This is a genomic window from Capnocytophaga sp. oral taxon 338 str. F0234 (genome assembly GCF_000192225.1).
GTDB lineage: Bacteria > Bacteroidota > Bacteroidia > Flavobacteriales > Flavobacteriaceae > Capnocytophaga.
Window position 1 is genome coordinate 2,121,426 of sequence record NZ_GL872413.1, and the last position, 22,762, is coordinate 2,144,187.

The window sequence follows — 22,762 nt, forward strand, 5'->3', positions numbered from 1 at the left end:
GGCACATCATCCAATGAAAGATATAGTAAAAGGGTACTTATGTGCCTTTATTTCGGCATTTACCTACGGACTGATTCCCCTTTTTATGATTCCCATCAAGAAAGCGGAGACATTCTCGGTAGATGCTACTCTTTTTTATCGCTTTCTTATTGCCAGTGGCTCTATCCTCATCTTCCTTTTCTACCAAAAGGAAAGACTTCGTATTAGCTTTCGAGAAATGGGTATTATGACTCTTTTGGGCTTGTTCTACGCACTTTCTGCAGAATTTCTATTTTTGGCGTATGACTACCTTAGCCCAGGAATTGCCTCCACCATTTTCTTTAGTTATCCGATTATCGTCGCTTTAATATTGGTACTCTTTTATAAGGAGAAAATCACCTTACCGACAGTGCTTTCCTTGCTCTTGGTAGTGGCAGGAGTAGGGATGCTGAGCATCAAGAAGGGAGCTGCCTTTAACTATGTAGGGCTTGCCATCTCTCTATTAGGGGCATTGGTTTATGCTCTCTATATACTAATTATCAACAAGGTACGTATAGAAGCCTCAGGGGTAAAGGTTTCTTTTTATTCTATGTTTTTTTCCTCTATTTACTTCTTGGTCAAGGCTATAATATTTAGAGAAAATATCACCATTTCCTCCTTATCTTTGGTGGGTAACCTTACTTTGTTTGCTCTTATCACCACCTCCCTTTCCTTAGTCGCCTTAGTGTATGCGGTACGCTATATAGGTTCTACCCCTACAGCAATTATGGGGGCTTTTGAGCCTATCGTAGCGGTGCTTATCAGTGTGGGACTTTTCGGAGAAGCCCTCACTTCCTCCCTTATCATAGGCGGTATGGTCATCATCGCTGGGGTATTGATAGATATAATCTTCAATAAACACTAAATAAACTCTTTTAGCAAAGGGGGTAGCAACTAATAAGGGTAACACTTCTTAGATAATTCCTGAGTATCTAAGTTTTTTGTTCTAATGCATGAATTGTATTTAAGTAATCTTCTATAGAATAATCGCTTAATTCACCTGTATTTATATGATTTTTTAATATAATTACTATCTTTTCAGCCACTTGAAAAGGAATTATTCCTTTAGCAGAAAGCATCTTCTTCACTTCTGTATGGAAATTTACTATTGATTTCTTTTTAGGGCTTATATTAGGTATTGAAATCAAATAGTCCCACCTTTCCTCCCAAGAGGTATATTGTGGAAATGAGGAGATATTTAAGGACACATAGTAATTCACCTTTTTGTGAGTGGTAGCTTCCTTAAAGAAATCAAAAACCTTATCCGTAGGATATAGCTTATATCGTCCAACCATATTCCCTATACTTGATATAATATTAATTAACATGTGCGTATTGGCTGGGAATATTTTCCCTATGGTGATTAAGTGTTCTGCCAAAAGAGAGTCTGTTAGCATAGGAATATAGGATATAGAAAACTCCTTTCTTGGGAATTTTTCAAATTCTGATACTATTTTCTCTAAATTCTCCTCATTATATGATTTCCAAAGATATAATTTATCCTTTAAGTCTTCTAATGTTTTAATTTTTTGTTGCATGGGAGTTATTTTTAGTAATTGATGCAGTCATTCACTAAATAATCGTCAAATTCACTTATATTTCTGTGTGTTTAAAAGATTAACGCCGATAATCATTCCTTAATTATCGGCGTTATAGATTACTTGACATTCATCCTTAACTAAGGAAGTCAATGATATCACTGGCTATCATAATATTCTTTTTGGTACTCCTTACATAGGTATCGGCGGCTTTTCCGTGGATATATACTCCTACAATAGCAGCATTGAGTGGGGTATAGCCTTGCGATAAGAGCCCCGTAAGGACTCCTGTAAGGACATCGCCACTACCTGCGGTCGCAAGGGCAGGGTTCCCTGTGGAGTTCACCCAGAAATGATCACCATCGGTAATCATGGTGAAAGCCCCCTTGAGTACTAAAATAACTTTGTGCTTCTTGGCAAACTGTTTGGCTTTTTCTTGTCGGTCAAGGTCATCAGACCACTTACCAATGAGGCGTTCAAGCTCCTTAGGGTGTGGAGTGAGGATAGCGTTCTTAGGAAGAATTCGCTGGAGGTCTTCGCTGGAGGCGACAAGGTTCAGTGCATCGGCATCAATGACAAAAGGGATATTAGGGAAAGTCCTAAGTAAGGCAGCCAGAGTGCCCTGTGCATAGGCAGAGGTACCCATGCCTACTCCTATACCTATCGCACTGGGAGAAAAAGGAATATCGGTGGGAGCGAGTTCCTCCTCTTGGGAGGAGGTCAGTACCATAGCCTCTGGAAGGGCGGTTTGTGCTATTTGATAACCACACTTAGGCAGCAGAAGGGTAAGCAGACCCGCACCACTGCGCAGGGTCGCCTTTCCACTCAAGATAGGAGCTCCTATCTTTCCATAACTACCTCCTACCAAAAGAGCATGCCCATAAGTGCTTTTATTAGTAAAACGATGGCGCGTACGAAGTAATCGTTTTATTTCCCGTTCTGTAGTATAGTCATATTCAGTAGTTACTTCCTTGAGATAGTCATAGGACAAAGGCAACGGAAGTATTTCCCAATAAGGAATATAACGTCCTGTCTGTGGGAGAAGGAAAGGTAATTTAGGGGCAAAGAAAGTAAGTACTACATGAGGGGTTACAAAGATATCTTTCTCTTGCTTATCTTCTCCAAAATAAAGCCCTGAAGGGGTATCAATACTGATAATAAGTCCCTTCTGTCGGTTAATCTCTTCAAATACACGCTGAACCCAAGGAGATACGCGGCGAGAGAGACCTATCCCAAAAATAGCATCAATAGTAATAGGTTGAGTAGCATTATACTTATTAGCGATAAAGTCCTCAAAGCCTTTAGCCGGCTTTCCCTTAAGGGTTTGGAAAGGTTTCTCATTGGCTTGTAAGAAGTCCTCTGAGGTTTCAGGCTGAGCTATTGTAGTAATCTCTACTTCATGGAACTCCTTGAGTAGGTTTAAGTTCTTGGTAAAGTCCTCTGAATGAAGTTCGCTAAAGGGGACAATCGTTACTTTAACTTTCTTTCCAGCTTGAAAGAGCATTCTTGCCAAAGCAAGTCCATCTCCTCCATTATTACCAACACCTGCATAGATATGGTAAGGATTATCTCCTGGTAGGTTTTTCTTAATCCAAGCTAAAATAGTGGAAGAAGCCTTCTCCATTTGATCCCAAGAGGTAATTTGTTGTTCTTGAATGGTTTGCTGATCTGCAGCTAACATTTGCTCATTAGTAAGTATTTTCATAAGTGCACTATTAAATGAATTATATGATTGATTATAAATAGTCTATATGCTTAAAATAAGTAAGAATAGCCTCCTTCAAAAGGATATTTTGTTCTTTTTGAGGTAAGCAGAGATGATCTTTTATTCTTCTGTAAAAGGGCCATCCGTCCTTATCTTTGTATTCAAAAAAATAATATCCATAAGGGGCTAATACGCAGCAAGTAGCAATGTGTATTAGGTTAATTTTCTCTTCTTTGGAGAAAGTCTGATGATATTTTCCGAGCTCCTGAATTCCTATCAAATAGAGTACTTTATCTATATCCATTTGCTTAGGCAAAGAGAAGTCCTTAATAAGTTTCTGTAAGAGAATTTCCCATTGTTCATTGAGTGTTTTTTCTGTTGTCACGTATTACATATCTTATGCTAAGGGAGAGCAAATATACTAATTTTTATGCATATTACAAGATATGAACAAACTTTTTTATTTTGTTAAAAACTTTACAATACTGAATAACAATATTTTAGGTTGTTATCTATCCTGTAAATGTTGTTTGTTTATTCTTTTTTTTTAACTTTGTGATTCAATTCAGAAATAAGGAATAAAATGAAAAGAATTTTTATTACAAGTATAGCTGCCATTAGCTTGTTATCTGCTTGTAGAGATAAGGCAACGAAAAAAGATATAGATTATGCCGTTATCTCTGGTAAGGTATTCTCCCCAGAAGAAAATCAAAAGTTACTCTTATTACAAAATGATGAGGTAGTAAGGGAAATTCCTGTATCAGCAGATGGAACCTTCCGAGATACCATCAAGGACTTAGGAGAGAATCCTTTCTACTATTTGCATGAAAATCCCGCTGTTCAGACACCTATTTATTTAAATAAAGGGGTTAATCTTGATATTACACTTAATGAAGATCTTAGCAAGACACAAGTATCCGGAGAAGAAGCTAAAAAGACACAATTCTTGATAGAAAAAAATGCTTTCGTTTTTGATAAAATCAATGGCGCTGACTCCAACCTATTTGGACAAAAACCTCAGGAGTTCAAAGAAAATATAAAGTCTCTTCTTAATGAACTCAATGAAAAGTTAAAACCTTATAATTTCAATGAAGAATTTGTAAAGAACCAAGAAAAATGGTCTAAATATAAATTCATAGAATATCTAATTGTATATCCTACTTATTATAGCTATTTTTCTGGAAGGGAAGCTATACTCCCAGATGGTTTCTTTGCAGAGAAGGAAAGTATCAATTTTGATGATGCACAAGAGTATGACCTAGTAGATTCCTACAGAGACTTAGTACGTAGTGAATACTTTAATCTCTTAAGTAATCCTAATGACCCTAAACAGGTAGAAAACTTTATAAACACTATAAATAGTTTAAAATCTGCTAATATTCGTGCTGATTTGGCAAAGGGAGTTCTACCTCTTATCACGCCTGGGAATGCTCAGAACAAACTAATCTTTGACTTCATCAACAAAAATGCAACTAATGAAAAAACTAAAGACGAAGCTAAGAAAGCTTATGATATTGCCACTAAGTTAGTTGCAGGGAATCCTTCTCCTAAGTTCACCAACTATGAAAACTTCAATGGGGGAACTTCTTCCTTAGATGATTTCAAGGGGAAAGTAGTATACATAGATGTTTGGGCTACTTGGTGCAAACCTTGTATTGGGGAGATTCCTGCTCTTAAGGCTTTAGAGGCTAAATTCCATGGTAAAAATATAGAGTTCGTAAGTATCTCTATTGATGAGAACAAAGAAGCGTGGAAAAAAATGGTTACTGAAAAACAATTAAAAGGAGTGCAACTCATTGCAGACAAAGCTCTTGAATCCGAGTTCATACAAGAATATAATATCCTTCAGTTCCCTACCTTTATCATTATTAACAAAGATGGAAAAATTGTAAGCGCCAATGCAGAGAGACCTTCAAGTCCAACTATTGAAGCTACTTTAAAAGGACTCCTATAACCCTGAATAGGATGAAAACAAAAAATAAGGCTTGTATAAAGCCTTATTTTTTTATCTATAAGATTCCTCTTTCCGCTTAGGATTTCCTATTATTTGTTCTACAAGTAAGCATACAACTCCTGAAAAAAGTACATTTATCAAAGTTTTATGAAGAGAAAATAACCATAATTGCCATTGAAATGTTTCCAAAATGGAAAAAATAAGATGAAAAATAAGAACAAAAGAAAAGATATAAAGGATTCGTAAGGTAAGACTTACTTGTCGCAGATTAATAAACTGTTCATCAAAAGTTTGTCCAAAAAAAAGACGTACTAATATAGGTCTTAAGAATACCACACACAAGGTAGCACAGGTATATACCCCTCCTGTATGGGAAAGAATATCAATAATAAGCCCTGCTAACACAGCCAAAATAAGCAGAGGTGTTTTATTTTCAAAAAAAGGAAAGGTCATAAAGAAAAGTAAATACAAGGCTGGATTCACATACCCAAATAAGTTTATATTACTGAGAATAATCCCCTGTAGAAGTACCCATCCTAATAGCTGAAAAATATAGATTAGATTATTCATTCTGAGTTTGTTGTATTTCTTCTTCTAATTCTTTTATCTGCTCTTGTTCCCTATTCTTAATAACATATACATGCTGTAATTGCCTCATATTTGAGAACAGTATTACATTAGAAAGCAAAGAGTTATCCCTTGTATTGGCATTGACATCTTTAACCTTTCCTATAGGAATTCCTTTTGGGAAGATATTAGAATGCCCTGCAGTTACAATAGTATCTCCTACTGAGATAGTAGCTAAACTTGGGATATCCGAGAGTTGCACTACTGTAGGGTCCTTGCCGTCCCACGAAAGAGTACCATAATAACCAGATTTCAGATGGGTTGCACTAATCTTAGATAAAGAATTCAATACAGATTGTACTGAAGAAAAATTTCTTGAAGTCTTATCAATAATTCCTACAATACCTTGTGGAGAAACCACCCCCATATCCTCACGTATACTATCCTTCTCTCCTTTATTAATAATCAGGTAATTCTTTGCCAAATGGTAACTATTCTTAATTACCTCAGCACGGAAAACAGAATAAGTATTTGGAGAGAATAACAAAATAGGTTTTTGTGATAATTCCTCTAAACGTTCTGCTTTTATTTTAAGTAATTCTTCCTGTAGCCTTCTATTTTCTTGTGAAAGGGATTCATTTTGTTGCTTTAAGTAGAAATACTTTTCAATGCCATTTTGAATAAGAAAAATATTCCCTGTTACACCATTTGCGATATACAGAAATTTAGATTTTTGAAATGAATTTGCATCAATCACAAGCGCAAAGGAAAGTAAGAAGAGTACTAAAAAAACTAAAAAATCCTTCTGTCGTTTAAAAAATAATAAGATAAGGCGCATCTACTTCATCAAGATAGTTTTAAATTTTTGAATATTCTTCAAGGTAATTCCTGTTCCTCTCACCACAGCACGAAGAGGGTCTTCAGCTACATATACAGGTAAGTCTGTACGCATGGATATACGTTTGTCCAAGCCACGGAGCATGGAGCCTCCTCCTGCCATATAGATTCCTGTATTATAAATATCTGCTGCTAACTCTGGAGGTGTTTGGGAAAGTGTCTCCATAATAGCATCTTCTATGCGAAGGATGGATTTGTCTAAGGCTTTAGCTACCTCCCGATGGGATATTTCCACTTGTTTTGGTTTTCCGGTAAGGAGGTCTCTTCCTTGTACAGGCATAGGATCAGGTGGAGAGTCAATTTCCTCAATGGCGGCACCTGTATTAATTTTTATATTTTCGGCTGTAGTTTCTCCTATATAGAGGTTATGGCGTGTACGCATGTAATAGATGATATCATTGGTAAAGACATCACCCGCTATTTTTACAGATTTATCACAAACAATCCCTCCTAAGGCTATGACTGCTATCTCTGCAGTTCCTCCTCCTATATCAATAATCATATTCCCTTTCGGTTGCATAATATCCAACCCTATTCCTATGGCAGCTGCCATAGGTTCATAAATAAGAAATATTTCTTTACCATTAACCCTTTCACAGGACTCTCTTACCGCTCTCATCTCCACCTCAGTAATTCCGGAAGGGATACACACTACTATTTTAAGGGAGGGAGAGAAGAATCTCCTTTTCAACGGGGGGATACTCCTTATAAAGGCATTTATCATTTGTTCGGAAGCATCAAAGTCAGCAATTACTCCATCCTTAAGTGGGCGAACGGTTTTGATACGCTCATAAGTTTTCCCTTGCATTAGCTGTGCTTCTCTTCCTACTGCAATGATTTTATTAGAGCTCAAGTCACGAGCCACTATAGAGGGACTATCCACTACAACCTTATCTTTATGAATAATAAGTGTATTGGCAGTTCCTAAGTCAATCGCTATTTCTTCTGTTAAGAAATCAAAAAGTCCCATTATATTCCTTTATTTTTATATTAAAATATCTTTTTAATTAAGAAAAATATAAGTGTTTTTTAAATGTAATCAAAAACTACTTTTTAGCCGTCAAAGATAACAAAAAATCTTCAAAGAAAAAACATTAAGCAGAATGTTTTTTATTATTTTTGTCAACTTTACTACAAATAATTAGTTCACAATGTTTTAAAAAATAAAACCATTCTGTTTTAGAATGGTTTTACCTACTAAGAAACATAAAAGATTTATTGAATATTAATAACTTTCATTTTAAAAAATATGATTATTATACGGGTAGCTCACAGAAAAATATATACTTATTCTAAAGAACTCATAATTCCTCTTCTTTATATTTTCCAAAAGGCTAACGAACATGAATTTATTCTTTCATCTCATAATAATTCTATTCCTCTACGCTCAAAAAGGCCAGGAAAAACTCTTTTTACAGATCAATTCATTTAAAACATTGCAAAGTTATAAAAAATCAATAAACACCTATAATTTTTAAAACATATTTAACTTTATACATAAATTTTTAATATTTAAACAACAATATTATGATTATATAAATTTATTTACAAAATTACATATATTATACTCAAATACAGTCTCATAAAATGCAAAATATGAACTTATAATACATTTTTTAATCTTTTATTGAATAAAATATTATTATTTGTATATTACAATAAAGATAGCTTTAAAAATAATCGATGCTACAACAAATATCACATTAAAGACATTATTATCCTTTATAAGAAAGAAGGAAGAGAAAAGCTACTCAAAAGAGTAGCTTCTTAAATATTTTAAACTACAGAGGAGTTCCCTCCTTTGTTTTGAAACGATATTCAAGATACGAATATGCATCTCTGGGTAGGATACGTATCCATCTTTGATATTTCAAAAACCACTTAAAACGTATAGAGAAAATACCTTTTGTTAGGTAAGCCGCTATAAATGGATGTATATTTAAAGTAATTCTTCCGTTGTAGTTGCTTTGATAAATAATTTCTTCAAGTGTAGTAGTAATCTGTTCTATAAGAACTATAGGAGCATCTACTTCTCCTAATTTACTAGGGTTTTCTTCTTTGGTTTTGATGTTGATTTCAGGACGTACACGCTGGCGTGTAATTTGTATAAGTCCAAACTTACTTGGAGGTAATATTTTATGTTTTGCGCGGTCATCTTTCATTTCTTCTCTGAGTGCATCAAAGAGTTTTTGTCGGTTCTCTCCATTACTCATATCTATGAAATCCACTACAATAATGCCTCCCATATCTCTTAATCGTAACTGTCGGGCAATTTCAGTTGCTGCTATCAGGTTCACTTCAAAAGCAGTAGTTTCTTGATTTTCTGCCTTATTAGAATGATTTCCACTATTAACGTCTATTACATGTAGGGCTTCGGTATGCTCTATCACCAAATAAGCACCTTTAGTCATAGAAACCGTACGTCCTAATCCTGTTTTTATCTGCCTTTCTATATGAAATTTCTCAAAAATAGGCACTGAGGACTTATATAGTTTAACAATATTCACCTGCTCAGGAGCAATTTCTTGTAGATAATCTCGTATTTGATTATAAAGGGCTTCATTATCCACATGGATTCCCGTGAAAGAGCTATCAAACATATCCCTAAGAAGGGCACCTGTTCTATTCATTTCACTAAGTATCTTGGAGGGAAAAGTCCCCTGAGATATTTTCTTACACATCTGTACCCATCTTTGGAAGGAATTTTGCAAATCTCTATCCAAATCAGCTACTTTTTTATCCTGAGCGACTGTACGAATAATCACTCCAAACCCCTTAGGCTTGATACTTTGGACAATTCTTCGTAATCGTTCTTTTTCAGTTTTATTTTCTATTTTTTGAGAGATAGATATTCTTTCTGAAAAAGGCACCAATACTAAATACCGTCCAGCAATAGAAAGCTCTGAACTTATTCGCGGCCCTTTGGTGGAGATAGGTTCCTTCACTATCTGCACCAATATAGGCTGTCCTGCTTTAAGCACATCACTTATAGCTCCATTCTTATTAATATCTGGTTCTTGCTTAAAGTCCTTCAGAGAGTAATCCTTAAGCTTACCTGAGGAAACCTCCTTAATAAACTTCAACAAGGAAGCCAGTTGAGGGCCTAAGTCATGATAGTGCAGAAAAGCATCCTTTTCATAACCTACATTCACAAAGGCAGCATTCAGTCCCTGAATAGGTTTATGAATTTTAGCAAGCATGATATCTCCTACGGCAATTCCCGAGGAATCCTCTTCCTTATGGAGTTCTATTAGGCGACCATTCTTGAGTAAGGCAAAATCAACATCAGAAGCCCCAGAACGTATAATTAATTCTTTGGTCATTCTGTTATGATTTTAATATATTATATTTCAGTAAGATATAAAATACCTTTTTTTAACAAACAAAACGAGAAAAAGTAGTTATATAACTACTTTTTCTTTTTGTGTCGGTTAGCTCTTGCTCTTTTTTTGCGTTTATGTGTAGCCACTTTATGTCTTTTTCTTTTCTTTCCGCTTGGCATTTTCGTTTGAAATTTAAAAAATTAATACTCCGTTATTTTATTTCTTTTTAGCTGTTTTAGCTTTAGCTTTTACTTTCACCTTTGTTTTTACGGCTTGCACAAATACTTTTGCTGGCTTGAATGCAGGAATATTATGTGCAGGAATGGTGATAGTAGTATTTTTAGAGATGTTTCTTCCTGTTTTTTCTGCTCGTGCTTTAACAATAAAACTTCCGAAACCTCTCAAATACACATTGTCTCCTTTTTCCAAAGAAGCTTTTATTTCCTCCATAAAGTGCTCTACAGTGTTTTGCACTTCTGTTTTCTCAATCCCTAACTTTTCAGAGATTTTTGCTACAATTTCTGCTTTTGTCATATTTTTTCTATTTTAAAGACAAGTTATTTCAATTAGTTCATTTTCACTTTTTTACAGAGATCTTTTTCTTATTTTTACCCTTAAAAAACAATTATTTTTTACCTCTGTTTCCCAATCGTTTTGAGAGTGCAAATATACGAATAAATTACAAACCAACAAGTTAATAGAAAAAATTTTTTATCTATTTTTCCTTTTCTTATAATAAGGTAATAAATACAGCAAATACGGCTTAATACTGGATTTTTCTAGGGGAAGAAAGAGCTTTTTGCTCCTTGATTTCTCTTAAGAGAAACTTGAATTTCTGGACTATAGTATTAAAAGTTTCTTTCAAAAAATTTTATTTTCAATATTAGTTCCTAACTATACTATTTGGAAAAGCATCCTCTTCCATTATTAATAAACCGTTAAATATATCAAAAATCATCTGTTTGTTTTTTATATTAATCGTCTAATAACAAATAACTTACACACCTTAGCGACTATGAAACATTGCTATAGAGTGTTAAATATCACTAAAAAATAGATTAATAATAGAAAAAACTAATAATTTTGCGCCCAAAACATATAATAATTTAGGACGAATGAAAAAAATTTTATTCTTATTCATGATCAGTGTAGTAGCTATTTCTTGTAAAACACAAGGGACTATAGCTAAGAGTACACAGGGTACCCGTCAAGCTAACAAAGTAATCAAAGGAGAATGGACACTTTCCTCTATTACCTATAATGAAAAAGGAAAATATGATATTACCCTGCTAAATGATACATCTAAAGAATGTTTTGAGGGTAGCTATTGGAAATTTGTTCCTAACAACTATCGTGGTATCTATGCTATCAATAAGGCAGGATGTGCAGGAGGAGATCGTCATTTTATCTTTACTGTACAAGAGATGGATAAAACTACCGGTTATTATGACTTTCTGTTAAAGCCTACCAATGAAAAGTATCAGTCCGAGACCAATGCAGGAGTACGTCTTCACTTAGCATATCTCTCTGAAAATGAAATGCGCTGGGAACAAACTGTCCGTGTGGATGGAAAGCCCTTTGTAATCACTATGAATTTCTCAAAAAATTAAATAATTAATTATGACAAAAGTATTTAGAAACATAACTTTATTTTTGGTAACGGCTTCTCTGCTTGCCGGTTGTGAAGCCTATAATAACTCAAACAAAACCCAACGTGGAGCCGTAGTAGGAGCTGCCAGTGGAGCTATCCTTGGAGCTATCCTTGGAAATAATGTAGGTAGCGGAGGCAATAGCGAACTCGGTGCTGTTATTGGTACCGCTGTAGGAGGTGCTGCAGGAGCTATTATTGGCAACCAAATGGACAGACAAGCTAAAAAAATTGAGGAAGAAATTCCAGGTGCGGAAGTAAAGCGAGTAGATGACGGTATTGTAGTTACTTTTGATGAAAAAAGTGGAGTTACTTTTGAATTCAACAAAGCCACTCTTACCTCTGAAGCACAAACCATCCTTAACAAAATGGTAAGTGTTCTTAAAGAATATCCTGATACCAATGTAATTGTAGCAGGGCATACCGACAGTACAGGGAAAGCTGCTTATAACATGACTCTTTCTGAGAAACGAGCCAAAGCAGTAACCAATTTCTTCACTACCAATGGACTCAATGCCTCTCGCTTCACTACCAAATGGTTCGGAGCTACCCAGCCCGCTTATGATAACAGTACAGCAGAAGGCCGTGCTAAGAACAGACGTGTGAATGTTGTTATTGTTCCTAATGAAAAAATGAAAGAACAAGCAAAACAACAAGCAGAAAAATAAATTTTCATAGTTATTATTGTTTTAGTTATTCTATTGTAAGAGGCTGTCCGAAAAGGGTAGCCTCTTTTTTTATGGATAAATGTTTACTATTAATCATTTTTATTCGTATATTTGCCAAAAAATAGAACTCTATGAATAGTATTATCTCCACTGATTTTTCTTTCAAAAATCAAAAAACTGTCTACAAAGGGAAAGTACGCGATGTATATACCATAGGAGACGATCTTTTGGTAATGGTAGCCACTGATAGGCTTTCCGCTTTTGATGTCATTCTCCCCAAAGGGATTCCTTACAAAGGACAAATCCTCAACCAGATAGCCAGCGAATGCATGGAACAGACCAAGTATATTGTCCCCAATTGGCTTTTGGCAACTCCGGATCCCAATGTATCGGTAGGAATGCTATGTACTCCCTTCAAAGTAGAAATGGTTATCCGTGGTTATCTGGCGGGGCATGCCGCCCGGGAATATAAAGCAGGAAAGCGCACCCTCTGTGGAGTTGTACTTCCCGAAGGTCTACAGGAAAATGCACCCCTCCCCTCTCCTATCATCACCCCTTCCACTAAGGCAGACAATGGCTTACATGATGAGGATATTTCCCGAGAGGAAATCTTAAAAAAAGGGATTATTACCGCTGATGATTATGCCATCATAGAGCAATATACCCATGCACTCTTTAAGCGTGGTAGTGAATTGGCAAAAGAAAAAGGACTTATTTTAGTAGATACCAAATATGAATTTGGAAAGACAAAAAATGGCACCATTGTCCTTATAGATGAAGTCCATACTCCGGATTCCTCTCGCTATTTCTATGTAGAGGGATATGGAGAGCGTCTCAAGAAAGGGGAACCTCAAAAACAGCTCTCCAAAGAATTCGTACGCCAATGGCTCATTGAAAATGGTTTTCAGGGCAAAGCAGGAGAAAAGATTCCCGAAATGACCCATGCCCATATCGCTGCTATTTCCGAGCGATATATAGAACTCTATGAACATCTGCTGGGAAAAAAGTTTATTAAAGCCGATACTCATAATATTAAAGAGCGTATCTATACCAATGTAAGTGAATACTTACATAGCTTGCTATAACCCCACTTTATTCTTAATTTTTCAATCAAATGAATATACTCTTATTAGGTTCAGGGGGCAGAGAACATGCTTTTGCCAAACAACTTTCCAAAAGTCCCCTATGTGAGCATCTTTATATTGCGCCAGGAAATGCTGGTACTGCTTTAGAAGGAGAGAATGTAGCCATAGGAGCTACTGATTTTTCTCAGATAAAGCGCTTTTGCTTAGAAAAAAATATTGAAATGGTCGTAGTAGGACCGGAGGAGCCTCTGGTTAAGGGAATTTTTGATTTCTTTCTTGAAGAACCCGAACTTACCCATATAGCCGTTATAGGTCCTTCACAGAGGGGAGCTACCTTAGAAGGTAGCAAAGAGTTCGCTAAGGAGTTCATGCAGCGTCATTATATCCCTACTGCTCGCTATGCGAGTTTTACTAAAGAGACTCTTAATGAAGGATTGCATTTCTTGGAGGGTATGCAAGCTCCCTATGTACTAAAAGCTGATGGACTTGCTGCAGGAAAGGGCGTGGTTATCTTAGAGGATTTACAAGAAGCTCAAGCAGAACTCAAGAAGATGCTTTTAGAGGAAAAATTTGGCAGTGCCAGCCAAAAGGTAGTCATTGAGGAATTCCTCAAAGGAATAGAGCTTAGTTGCTTTGTCCTTACCGATGGAAATACCTATCAAATTCTTCCTACGGCTAAGGATTATAAGCGTATAGGAGAAGGAGATACTGGACTTAATACAGGGGGCATGGGAGCTGTCTCTCCAGTACCTTTTGCAGATGCTACCTTCATGCAAAAAATAGAGGAACGCATCATAAAGCCTACCATTGAAGGACTTAAGAAAGAGCAAATTACTTATCATGGTTTTATATTCATTGGGCTTATCAAAGTGAAGGAAGACCCTTATGTAATTGAATACAACGTACGTATGGGCGACCCTGAAACTGAAGTAGTACTTCCTCGCATACAAACAGACCTTGTAGCCCTCTTGGAAGCTACCGCTAAGGGTGAATTAAGTAAAATAGAGCTCTCTATAGACTCCAAAAGTGCTACTACCGTGGTGGTGGTTTCTGGCGGATATCCAGAGGATTATCAGAAAGGAAAAGTTATCTCAGGACTTAATAGTGAATCCGAGAGCATTATATTCCATGCAGGTACTATCCAAAAAGGAGGAAACATACTCTCTGCGGGTGGACGTGTGTTGGCTGTTACCTCCTTAGATCATAATTTTAAGGATGCTCTAAAAAAATCATATAGTCAAATTAAAAATATATATTTTGAAAATATGTACTACCGGAAAGATATCGGATCAGACTTATAATTTTCCCTCAAAATTTAATATTTTTTAATGTAGAAATGTACATATTAAGAACGTTTCTACATTATTTTTTGTCTCGAAATTTACTCATTAAGCAAATAATATACATAATTATAAATAAATCAACTACTTATACAAAATAAAATAATTGTATTTTTGTTTTCGTATATAAAAAATATTTTTTAGTTTTGCCTAAAATTTAATTACTGTATTATATATAATAAAATTTCAAGTATGAAAACTATTATTCGTTGTATGATGTTTTTCTTTATTCCTTTATTTTCTGTAGCACAACAGGTTACTTTCAAAGGAAAAATTACGGCTGAGGGGAAGCCTGTTTTTGGAGCAGATGTTATTCTGCGTAAAGGAAATGAGGTAAAAGGTACTAGTAGCAAAGCCACTGGGGAATATTCCATAAAAGTTACTTCTGGAGAATATAACCTGAGCGTTTCTTCCGTAGGGTTTAAAACTATTAACCAGAAAATATCTCTTACTGAAGGAGAGACTATCACTCAGAATTTTGTCTTGCAAAAGGACTTGTTAGAGATAGATCAAGTGGTTGTTACTGCCACCCGTAATATTATCCCTCAATATAAATCTCCAGTGGTGGTTAGTAAAGTTACAGGGCATATATTTGAAACTACTCAATCACTAAGTCTTGCTGAAGGTCTTAACTTCACTCCTGGCCTGCGTACTGAAACCAATTGTCAGAACTGCGGCTTTAACCAATTACGTATTAATGGATTAGAAGGTTCATATTCTCAGATATTAGTAAACGGTCGTCCTGTATTTTCTTCATTGGCAGGGGTTTATGGTTTAGAGATGATTCCTGCCAATATGATTGACCGTGTAGAGGTTGTCAGGGGAGCTGGATCCGTTCTCTATGGGGGAAATGCTATAGGCGGTACTGTAAATATCCTTACCAAGGATCCTACTCGCAATACTTTTTCTGTAGGCAATAGTCTCTCTCTGCTTAAGGACGGTACTCCTGACAATACTCTCTTTGCCAATGCATCGGTAGTCTCTGATGATTTTGACAAGGGACTCACTCTCTTTGCCTACCAACGTAACCGTAAGCCTTACGATGCCAATGATGATAGTTATTCGGAAATTACCAAGCTACATAACACTACTTTCGGAGCAGATGCCTTTTGGAATCCTGCAGAGAATAGTAAAATAAAACTCAACTTAAACAGTATCAATGAATTTCGTCGTGGAGGAAACAAATTTGACTTACTTCCTCATGAATCCGATATTACAGAGCAGTTACGTCATCGCATTGTAGCAGGAGATCTCTCCCTTGAACGATTTTCTGAAGATCTTGCTCACAAATTCTCCCTATACACTTCTGCCCAATATACCGATAGAGATGGATATTACGGAGGTGGCTTAGGTTATGCAGTTAATAGCAAAGAAGACTTTGATGCCCTCGGCGAAGAGGACAAAAAAGAGTACTTCAAGGCATTAGCGAAGTACGGACATACTACAGAATTAGTAGGTGTAGGTGGTGCACAATATGCTTATACCATCACTCCTGAACTGAACCTTTCTTTAGGAAGTGAGTACAAGTATGACAAGGTAAATGATAACTATGTAGGACAAAATCGCTCCGTAGACCAAACCGTACGTACCTACGGCAACTACCTACAAGTGGAATGGAATCCTGTAAAAAAGCTAACCTTACTTGGGGGTAGCCGTTATGATTATGTAGATATCAAGGGTAGCTACCGCTTTGGTGGTGTAGATAAGGATTCCAACAAACAGATATCCAAATTTGTTCCTCGCCTTACTGCCATGTATGACCTTAGTGAAACTCTCAAACTACGAGGTTCCTTTGCGCAAGGTTACCGAGCTCCTCAAGCTTTTGACGAGGACTTACATACGGAGGTATTGGATGGAGATCCTATCTTTGTGGAATTAGACAAAGACCTCACCAGTGAAACCTCCAATAGCTATACTGCCTCTCTGAATTATACTAAAAGAGAAGGGAACACCCAAGCAAACCTTATCTTAGAGGGATTCTATACACGTATTAATAACCGCTTTATCAACCAAGATCTCACCGATATAGGCAATATCAAACATAAGCTAAAAACCAATGCTACAGATTACCTCAATATCATGGGAATGAATGTAGAGGCGAATTTTTCCTTCGGAACAAAATGGGTATGGCAAACAGGGCTTACTTACCAGCAATCTCGCTTCTCAGAGGAGCAAACCATTTGGGAAAATGAGGATACCGCTGCGCCCAAGAAGGTTACTTCTGACCGTGTGATGCGCTCTCCTGACCTATATGGCTACACTACCCTATCCTATAACCCTATTGCTCCACTTAAGCTCAGCTATAATGGCGTATTCACAGGACAAATGTATGTTCCTCATGTAATTGATGCTGAATCAGGAGAACAAATCATAGTAAAGTCACCTAATTTTTACGAGCAAAACCTACGGGCTTCCTACGCTTTTACTCTAAAAGATAATTATAAATTGGAGGTTTTTGCAGGGGTAAAGAATATCTTTGACCAATACCAGAAGGATTTTGACAAAGGCAAAGACCGTGATGCTGATTATATCTACGGACCACAACATCCTCGTACTTACTTTATGGGACTCTCCTTGTCACTGAATTAATTCTTATCTGACAATAATAACTATGAAAATCCAGTATAACAGAGAGTTATACTGGATTTTTTGAACCTATTAATAGAGTGTAAGAACAGAGGATTATCATAATTATAAACCTACTATACTGTTAAGATTAAACGGATTTCCTCTATAAATCAGACATTTTAGGTTTTCTTCTCTGATAACTTTGAACTTTATTTTCAAAGAAATTTGACAATACTTCAAGAATTTTTTATAACTTTGCTCTAAGTTGTTTATTATATTTAATTGTTTGTAGACCAATCAAATATAAGATTTTTTAATCAAATCTTTTTAAAAGATGAACCATCAAGCACAAACAATTAGGCATTTATGCATTTTTATTCTCGTCGCCCTCAGTTGTGGCTGGATAGGGGTATGGGTAGATTCTCTTACGGGAGAAACCACAGGTGATTTCAGCAATACCAGCAATGGTACTAAAGGAATGGGTATTTTTATAGCTGCCCCAGTGCTGACTTGGCTCGTGTTACGCACCTTTATGGGCGATGGTTGGCGTGATGCAGGACTGCGTCCGCTTATCAAGAAAAACGTGCGGTGGTACGGGGTGGCTACGCTTATTTATCCTGTGGTGATTGCCATTAGCCTGCTTATTGGAGAACTTTTTGGGTGGCTGAAAGTGCAAATCCATTGGACAAACTACTTTGCGGGGTTTGGTATTTTTGTATTAGCAGAATTTGTAAAGAATTTCTTTGAAGAATCATCATGGCGGGGGTATCTCACCGCTCGTTTGCTTAGTTTGAAGCTGAAAGATATATGGCTCTACCTCATCGTGGGGGTAGTGTGGTGCTCGTGGCATTGGCCTTACTTCTTCTACTTTGTAAAACCCGAACAGCTATTTGCTTTATTCCCTTACGACAAGATAACCTTTTGCGTGTTGGCTTTAGTGAACTGCACCTTGTGGACGGTGATGTATACCGAGCTTTTCCACCTTACGGGCTCTATCTGGCCCGCAGTGTGGATGCACATTATTGAGGATACCACCATCTACAGTTTGATGTATGACAAGCATATTTTCATTGAAACAGGTAAAGATATACTTATTTCACCCGTTTCAGGAATTATTCCTTGTCTGTTGTACCTCGGTGTTGGTTTATGGCTGAGAAAAATCAGAATCACCCGAGAGGTACAATAATAGTAGAAACTCCCCGTACGATACTCTTACTACACGGGGAGTTTTATTGCCTGTTGTGCTATAATCTAATTAACGTGAGTGTTTCTCAAAGAAATTTAACAATACTTCAAGATTCTTTTATAACTTTGTTCTAAGTCAATCATTATATTTAATTATTTGTAAGCCAATTAAATATACGATTTTTTTTAATCAAAAAACACAATGAGTTGTTATAAATATTCAGACCAACTATTCTTTTTCTCCATCATCTTATCTTTATAAAACCAAGAGTTTTTCTACTTAACAAAGACTAATACCTCTAAAGTGTTATCCTTTAATGATGGTGATAGGTATACCTTTACTTTCTAAGGAAAAGGTAGTCATTTTCCCACAATATAACAAATTTTTCACTTTTCATTTTTAACTTAAATATGTATCTTTGCACAAAATTCTTATACATAGGACAAGACCCTTTATGCTAAAGATATATTACCTATTTATTACCTTTTTCTTCTTATTGTCAATGGCAAAAGCGCAGGATACAACCTCCAAACAGATAGAGATTGTCTATGCAGGTACACTTACTATTGATAATGACAAATATCCAGGAGCAACGATTTTCAATTCTGATGAAGAGCGTAAAGTGCAGTTTCGTCACCAAGGGATGGATATCTGGTGTGATGTAGCAATACTCTATCAGAAGACAAACCAAGTAAAAGCCTTTGGAGATGTTTTCATACAACAAGGGGATTCGCTAAAGATGAATAGCAACTTCATAGAATACAATGGAGATACTAAGATTGCCATTGCCAAAGAGAATGTAAAACTACGCAATGAAAAGATGACCCTTGAGACCCAAGAACTCTTCTTCGATCGCAATACCCAACAGGCTTATTACCTGAACTATGGGAAAATTTTTGATGATGAGAATGTACTTACTAGCAAGGAAGGTCGCTACTTTGTAACCCCTAAGAAGAGTCAATTCACTACTCAGGTGAAAATCACCAATGCTAATTTTGAAGTGAATTCGCTTACCTTGGACTACTACCATACCACGGGACACATCTATATGTTTGGACCTACCACCATTACTGGAAAGGATTATGTAGCCTATGGGGAAAGAGGGTTCTATGATTCCAAAATAGAACAAGGATACTTCATGGATCGGGCACGAATAGACTATGATAATAAGATACTTACAGGAGATAGCCTTTACTTTAACAAATTCAAGAGTTTTGCCTCAGGAACCAATAATATCATTATCAGAGATACTATCAATAAAACCCTTGTTAAGGGACATTACGGAGAGATATATAAGGCTCAGGATTCCATGTATATTACCAAAAAAGCCATTGTTATCAGTGAGGTAGAAAAAGGAAAAGATTCCCTATACATTCATGCTAAGAGAATCATGGTAACAGGAAAAACAGGAGCTCGCATCATTCGTGCTTACCCTAATGCACGTATCTTCAGGACAGATATGCAAGGCAAATGTGATTCCATTCACTCCAGCCAACTTACAGGGCTTACCAAACTCATCGGAAATCCTGTCGTTTGGAGTGGTAAAAGCCAAATGACAGGGGATCATATCCATATCTTAGCCAATACTCAAACAGAGAAATTGGACTCCTTAAAAGTATTTGATAATGCTTTCCTCATTGAAAAAGATTCTCTTGGGACAGGCTTTAACCAAGTTAAAGGAAAAATTTTAAAGGGAAAATTCCAAGAAAACAGACTAAATAACGTAAATTTGTATCAAAATACAGAGGTTATCTATTACGCTTATAATGATCAACAGCAATTAGTGGGGATTAATAAATCCAAATGTAGCCAAATCCGCGTAAACTTTGATGAAAACCAACAAATAAGTGAAGTTATTTTCTATACTAATGTAGATGGGAGCATTTATCCAGAGGATAAAATCAGTAAGAAGGAGCTACTTCTTGCTAATTTCAATTGGCGTGGTGATGAGATGATCCAAAGCAAAGAGGATATTTTCCCAGAAGAAGAAAAGAATATACAACTTGTCCCTATTCGCGGTATAAAGTCGGAAGAAATAGACTTAATTGAAGAAAAATTACAACCTAAAGTAGAAAATTAATGTCCTTGTGGAAGAAATATTTGCTTTTCCTATGGAAATCCACCAATGAACATGGTGTACACTCCCCTTTTGTATATCAATTGGTTACCCAATGCTTTTACAATTCTAAAAGAATCCCTTGTGAGTACTATCCAAAAGGAATTTCAAAGAAAAAAGGACAATTTTTGTTGCGACTTATAGCGTATTTCACACCTAAGAGCCTGAAAATATATGGTGATACTAAGGATTTTCTAGCACTTTTTCCCATTGCTATGATAGAAGCCACCTCTCAAAAGAAGGATATGATCCTGCTTTATCAGTGTAAAAGTTTTCCAAGTGTGGAATACTTATTGGCAGAGATGCACAATGACAGCATACTTGTATTAGTAGCACCGCATCACAGGAATAATGAGACTTTTTTCAAGCAATTATCCCAAAACAAAGCCTTTAGTGTAGTGATAGATACTTTTTCATTTGCTTTATTTTTTATCCGAAAAGAACAAGAAAGAGAATGTTTTGTGATACGAGCATAGTAATGAGTAGTTAGTCCTATGTTAGTACAAGCTACAAGCCCTATCATGATAGGTGTAAACTAAAGTCGCTGAATACTTGCAAGCGAATATGTAACTCGCATCAGCGAAAATTAGAGTTTTTATATTTCAACTTTTGATTCATAATGAATACCTAAACCCTAAAAATATGGAAAAAAAACAATTATTAAGTAACACAGAATTACAAGTTATCCTACACCGTTTGGCATGTCAGTTGATAGAGAATCATACTGACTTTTGCGATACAGTACTCATAGGCTTACAACCTCGCGGGGTATTTTTAGCGCAACGCTTGGTGGCAATGCTTACAAAGGAATACCAAATAGCGGACATACAGTATGGAGCATTGGATATTACCTTCTTTCGAGATGATTTCCGGCGAGGGGAAAAGCCCCTAACTGCCAATACCACTGATATTCCTTTTTTGGTAGAAGATAAAAAAGTGGTTTTCATAGATGACGTTCTCTATACGGGACGTAGTATCCGTGCAGCCCTTACAGCTCTGCAATCCTTTGGTCGTCCCAGTAAAGTAGAGCTCTTGGTACTGATAGACCGCCGGTTCAGTAGAGACCTTCCCATACAGCCCGACTATATAGGAAAGGCAGTAGATGCCATCAATAAGGAACGGGTGGTCGTACATTGGACAGAACAAGACGGGGAAGATTCCGTGTATTTGACAGAGAAAATATAACTCCTAATTATAATCTAAAAACATCACAATGAATCAGTTAAGCGTTAATCATCTGTTGGGTATCAAGTACCTTACTGCTGAGGATATAGAACTTATCTTCACCACTGCCGACCAGTTCAAGGAGGTCATCAATCGTCCCATCAAAAAAGTTCCTTCCCTTAGGGATATCACCATCGCTAATTTATTTTTTGAGAATAGTACTCGTACGCGCTTATCTTTTGAATTGGCAGAGAAGCGTCTTTCTGCCGATGTAATTAACTTCTCTGCGGGACAATCCTCCGTAAAAAAAGGAGAAACCCTCATTGACACAGTCAATAATATCCTAGCGATGAAAGTGGATATGATAGTTATGCGCCATCCGAATCCAGGGGCAGGTGTTTTTCTCTCCCAGCATGTAAAAGTTCCTATTGTTAATGCAGGGGATGGTGCTCATGAACATCCTACGCAAGCCTTATTAGATTCCTATTCCATACGAGAACGTTTAGGGAGTGTTGCAGGGAAAAAGGTGGTCATTGTAGGGGATATATTGCACTCACGGGTTGCTCTCTCCAACATATTTGCCTTACATAAGCAAGGAGCTGAGGTAGCCGTTTGCGGACCCAAAACACTTATTCCAAAATACATACATGAATTAGGGGTACAGATAGAAACAGACCTTAGGAAAGCACTTCGCTGGTGCGATGTAGCCAATATGCTCCGTATCCAGAATGAGCGTTTGGATATTCCTTACTTCCCTTCCACACGGGAATATGTGTTACAATATGGACTCACCCAAGAGATTTTGGATGAATTGGGTAAGGAAATAGTTATCATGCACCCAGGTCCTATCAACCGAGGTGTAGAACTTACCAGCGAAGTAGCCGATGGCAAGCAATCCATCATCCTCGACCAAGTAGAAAACGGGGTGGCTATTCGCATGGCGGTCATTTATCTGCTGGCTTCACAGATAAAAATGTAGTAAATA

The 22,762-nt window shown here is 36.5% G+C and carries 20 protein-coding genes and 1 pseudogene; 12 read left to right on the forward strand and 9 right to left on the reverse strand.

Features of this window, described 5'->3' with window-relative positions; all coding sequences use genetic code 11:
• The first annotated feature begins 13 nt into the window (after positions 1 to 13).
• On the forward strand, positions 14 to 883 hold the full coding sequence (locus tag HMPREF9071_RS09600; RefSeq protein ID WP_009746434.1) for a DMT family transporter: 870 nt from the start codon (positions 14 to 16) through the stop codon (positions 881 to 883).
• Between the two features lie 67 nt (positions 884 to 950).
• On the opposite strand, the gene HMPREF9071_RS09605 is transcribed toward HMPREF9071_RS09600, so the two are convergent.
• From HMPREF9071_RS09605 to HMPREF9071_RS09615, 3 genes are all read right to left on the reverse strand, one after another.
• Positions 951 to 1,556, reverse strand: a complete 606-nt coding sequence (locus HMPREF9071_RS09605) for a hypothetical protein (protein WP_009746435.1) — start codon at positions 1,554 to 1,556, stop codon at positions 951 to 953.
• 136 nt (positions 1,557 to 1,692) lie between these two features.
• The gene (locus HMPREF9071_RS09610; RefSeq protein ID WP_009746436.1) at positions 1,693 to 3,261 is read right to left on the reverse strand and encodes an NAD(P)H-hydrate dehydratase; all 1,569 of its coding nucleotides are present in this window, start codon (positions 3,259 to 3,261) and stop codon (positions 1,693 to 1,695) included.
• A 31-nt stretch (positions 3,262 to 3,292) separates the two neighbouring features.
• On the reverse strand, positions 3,293 to 3,646 hold the full coding sequence (locus HMPREF9071_RS09615) for a hypothetical protein (protein ID WP_009746437.1): 354 nt from the start codon (positions 3,644 to 3,646) through the stop codon (positions 3,293 to 3,295).
• A 198-nt stretch (positions 3,647 to 3,844) separates the two neighbouring features.
• Between HMPREF9071_RS09615 and HMPREF9071_RS09620 the strand changes: the two genes are divergently transcribed.
• Positions 3,845 to 5,215, forward strand: a complete 1,371-nt coding sequence (locus tag HMPREF9071_RS09620) for a TlpA disulfide reductase family protein (RefSeq protein WP_009746438.1) — start codon at positions 3,845 to 3,847, stop codon at positions 5,213 to 5,215.
• Between the two features lie 51 nt (positions 5,216 to 5,266).
• Here the strand turns inward: HMPREF9071_RS09620 and mreD are convergent, their stop codons facing one another.
• The 5 genes from mreD to HMPREF9071_RS09650 all read right to left on the reverse strand — a co-directional run bounded on the left by mreD (position 5,267) and on the right by HMPREF9071_RS09650 (position 10,536).
• Positions 5,267 to 5,785 carry a rod shape-determining protein MreD gene (gene mreD, locus HMPREF9071_RS09625; protein ID WP_009746439.1) on the reverse strand — a complete coding sequence of 173 codons (519 nt, stop codon included), beginning with the start codon at positions 5,783 to 5,785 and terminating at the stop codon, positions 5,267 to 5,269.
• On the reverse strand, positions 5,778 to 6,620 hold the full coding sequence (mreC, locus tag HMPREF9071_RS09630) for a rod shape-determining protein MreC (protein ID WP_009746440.1): 843 nt from the start codon (positions 6,618 to 6,620) through the stop codon (positions 5,778 to 5,780). The genes mreD and mreC overlap by 8 nt, the downstream gene beginning before the upstream one ends.
• Entirely contained in the window at positions 6,621 to 7,649 is a 1,029-nt protein-coding gene (locus HMPREF9071_RS09635; protein WP_009746441.1) for a rod shape-determining protein, read from the reverse strand.
• Between the two features lie 811 nt (positions 7,650 to 8,460).
• Positions 8,461 to 10,002, reverse strand: coding sequence for a ribonuclease E/G (locus tag HMPREF9071_RS09645; RefSeq protein WP_009746444.1), 1,542 nt, complete (start codon positions 10,000 to 10,002; stop codon positions 8,461 to 8,463).
• 216 nt (positions 10,003 to 10,218) lie between these two features.
• Positions 10,219 to 10,536, reverse strand: coding sequence for an HU family DNA-binding protein (locus HMPREF9071_RS09650; RefSeq protein WP_009746445.1), 318 nt, complete (start codon positions 10,534 to 10,536; stop codon positions 10,219 to 10,221).
• Positions 10,537 to 11,117: 581 nt separating this feature from the next.
• Here HMPREF9071_RS09650 and HMPREF9071_RS09655 point away from each other — a divergent pair.
• The 5 genes from HMPREF9071_RS09655 to HMPREF9071_RS09675 all read left to right on the forward strand — a co-directional run bounded on the left by HMPREF9071_RS09655 (position 11,118) and on the right by HMPREF9071_RS09675 (position 17,332).
• Complete coding sequence (locus tag HMPREF9071_RS09655) at positions 11,118 to 11,612, forward strand: lipocalin family protein (RefSeq protein ID WP_009746446.1); 495 nt, start codon at positions 11,118 to 11,120, stop codon at positions 11,610 to 11,612.
• A 10-nt stretch (positions 11,613 to 11,622) separates the two neighbouring features.
• Positions 11,623 to 12,318: an OmpA family protein gene (locus tag HMPREF9071_RS09660; RefSeq protein ID WP_009746447.1), complete on the forward strand. Its 696-nt coding sequence runs from the start codon at positions 11,623 to 11,625 to the stop codon at positions 12,316 to 12,318.
• A 131-nt stretch (positions 12,319 to 12,449) separates the two neighbouring features.
• Positions 12,450 to 13,403: a phosphoribosylaminoimidazolesuccinocarboxamide synthase gene (locus HMPREF9071_RS09665; RefSeq protein ID WP_009746449.1), complete on the forward strand. Its 954-nt coding sequence runs from the start codon at positions 12,450 to 12,452 to the stop codon at positions 13,401 to 13,403.
• A gap of 29 nt (positions 13,404 to 13,432) precedes the next feature.
• Positions 13,433 to 14,704 (forward strand): phosphoribosylamine--glycine ligase, encoded by a 1,272-nt coding sequence (purD, locus tag HMPREF9071_RS09670; protein ID WP_009746450.1) that lies wholly within the window; start codon positions 13,433 to 13,435, stop codon positions 14,702 to 14,704.
• A 231-nt stretch (positions 14,705 to 14,935) separates the two neighbouring features.
• A complete protein-coding gene (locus HMPREF9071_RS09675; RefSeq protein ID WP_009746451.1) occupies positions 14,936 to 17,332 on the forward strand; it encodes a TonB-dependent receptor in 2,397 nt (798 codons plus the stop codon).
• A gap of 145 nt (positions 17,333 to 17,477) precedes the next feature.
• On the opposite strand, the pseudogene HMPREF9071_RS12690 reads toward HMPREF9071_RS09675, so the two are convergent.
• Positions 17,478 to 17,584: pseudogene (locus HMPREF9071_RS12690) on the reverse strand (IS982 family transposase); the annotation flags it as partial.
• A 61-nt stretch (positions 17,585 to 17,645) separates the two neighbouring features.
• On the opposite strand from HMPREF9071_RS12690, the gene HMPREF9071_RS09680 reads away from it, so the two are divergent.
• The 5 genes from HMPREF9071_RS09680 to HMPREF9071_RS09700 all read left to right on the forward strand — a co-directional run bounded on the left by HMPREF9071_RS09680 (position 17,646) and on the right by HMPREF9071_RS09700 (position 22,756).
• Positions 17,646 to 18,497, forward strand: a complete 852-nt coding sequence (locus HMPREF9071_RS09680) for a CPBP family intramembrane glutamic endopeptidase (protein ID WP_009746452.1) — start codon at positions 17,646 to 17,648, stop codon at positions 18,495 to 18,497.
• Between the two features lie 454 nt (positions 18,498 to 18,951).
• A complete protein-coding gene (locus HMPREF9071_RS09685; protein WP_009746453.1) occupies positions 18,952 to 20,577 on the forward strand; it encodes an OstA-like protein in 1,626 nt (541 codons plus the stop codon).
• Positions 20,577 to 21,089 (forward strand): hypothetical protein, encoded by a 513-nt coding sequence (locus tag HMPREF9071_RS09690; protein ID WP_009746454.1) that lies wholly within the window; start codon positions 20,577 to 20,579, stop codon positions 21,087 to 21,089. Before HMPREF9071_RS09685 ends, HMPREF9071_RS09690 begins: the two co-directional genes overlap by 1 nt.
• Positions 21,090 to 21,255: 166 nt before the next feature.
• Positions 21,256 to 21,798 (forward strand): bifunctional pyr operon transcriptional regulator/uracil phosphoribosyltransferase PyrR, encoded by a 543-nt coding sequence (gene pyrR, locus HMPREF9071_RS09695; protein WP_009746455.1) that lies wholly within the window; start codon positions 21,256 to 21,258, stop codon positions 21,796 to 21,798.
• Positions 21,799 to 21,826: 28 nt separating this feature from the next.
• Complete coding sequence (locus HMPREF9071_RS09700) at positions 21,827 to 22,756, forward strand: aspartate carbamoyltransferase catalytic subunit (RefSeq protein ID WP_009746456.1); 930 nt, start codon at positions 21,827 to 21,829, stop codon at positions 22,754 to 22,756.
• Positions 22,757 to 22,762: the final 6 nt, after the last annotated feature.

Coding starts and splice junctions, on each gene's coding strand:
- mreD (WP_009746439.1), bottom strand. CDS start 5,785: ATGAATAATCTAATCTATATTTTTCAGCTATTAGGATGGGTACTTCTA.
- HMPREF9071_RS09635 (WP_009746441.1), bottom strand. CDS start 7,649: ATGGGACTTTTTGATTTCTTAACAGAAGAAATAGCGATTGACTTAGGA.
- HMPREF9071_RS09620 (WP_009746438.1), top strand. CDS start 3,845: ATGAAAAGAATTTTTATTACAAGTATAGCTGCCATTAGCTTGTTATCT.
- HMPREF9071_RS09700 (WP_009746456.1), top strand. CDS start 21,827: ATGAATCAGTTAAGCGTTAATCATCTGTTGGGTATCAAGTACCTTACT.
- HMPREF9071_RS09685 (WP_009746453.1), top strand. CDS start 18,952: ATGCTAAAGATATATTACCTATTTATTACCTTTTTCTTCTTATTGTCA.
- HMPREF9071_RS09690 (WP_009746454.1), top strand. CDS start 20,577: ATGTCCTTGTGGAAGAAATATTTGCTTTTCCTATGGAAATCCACCAAT.
- pyrR (WP_009746455.1), top strand. CDS start 21,256: ATGGAAAAAAAACAATTATTAAGTAACACAGAATTACAAGTTATCCTA.
- HMPREF9071_RS09655 (WP_009746446.1), top strand. CDS start 11,118: ATGAAAAAAATTTTATTCTTATTCATGATCAGTGTAGTAGCTATTTCT.
- HMPREF9071_RS09680 (WP_009746452.1), top strand. CDS start 17,646: ATGAACCATCAAGCACAAACAATTAGGCATTTATGCATTTTTATTCTC.
- HMPREF9071_RS09665 (WP_009746449.1), top strand. CDS start 12,450: ATGAATAGTATTATCTCCACTGATTTTTCTTTCAAAAATCAAAAAACT.
- HMPREF9071_RS09650 (WP_009746445.1), bottom strand. CDS start 10,536: ATGACAAAAGCAGAAATTGTAGCAAAAATCTCTGAAAAGTTAGGGATT.
- HMPREF9071_RS09675 (WP_009746451.1), top strand. CDS start 14,936: ATGAAAACTATTATTCGTTGTATGATGTTTTTCTTTATTCCTTTATTT.
- mreC (WP_009746440.1), bottom strand. CDS start 6,620: ATGCGCCTTATCTTATTATTTTTTAAACGACAGAAGGATTTTTTAGTT.
- purD (WP_009746450.1), top strand. CDS start 13,433: ATGAATATACTCTTATTAGGTTCAGGGGGCAGAGAACATGCTTTTGCC.
- HMPREF9071_RS09600 (WP_009746434.1), top strand. CDS start 14: ATGAAAGATATAGTAAAAGGGTACTTATGTGCCTTTATTTCGGCATTT.
- HMPREF9071_RS09605 (WP_009746435.1), bottom strand. CDS start 1,556: ATGCAACAAAAAATTAAAACATTAGAAGACTTAAAGGATAAATTATAT.
- HMPREF9071_RS09645 (WP_009746444.1), bottom strand. CDS start 10,002: ATGACCAAAGAATTAATTATACGTTCTGGGGCTTCTGATGTTGATTTT.
- HMPREF9071_RS09610 (WP_009746436.1), bottom strand. CDS start 3,261: ATGAAAATACTTACTAATGAGCAAATGTTAGCTGCAGATCAGCAAACC.
- HMPREF9071_RS09660 (WP_009746447.1), top strand. CDS start 11,623: ATGACAAAAGTATTTAGAAACATAACTTTATTTTTGGTAACGGCTTCT.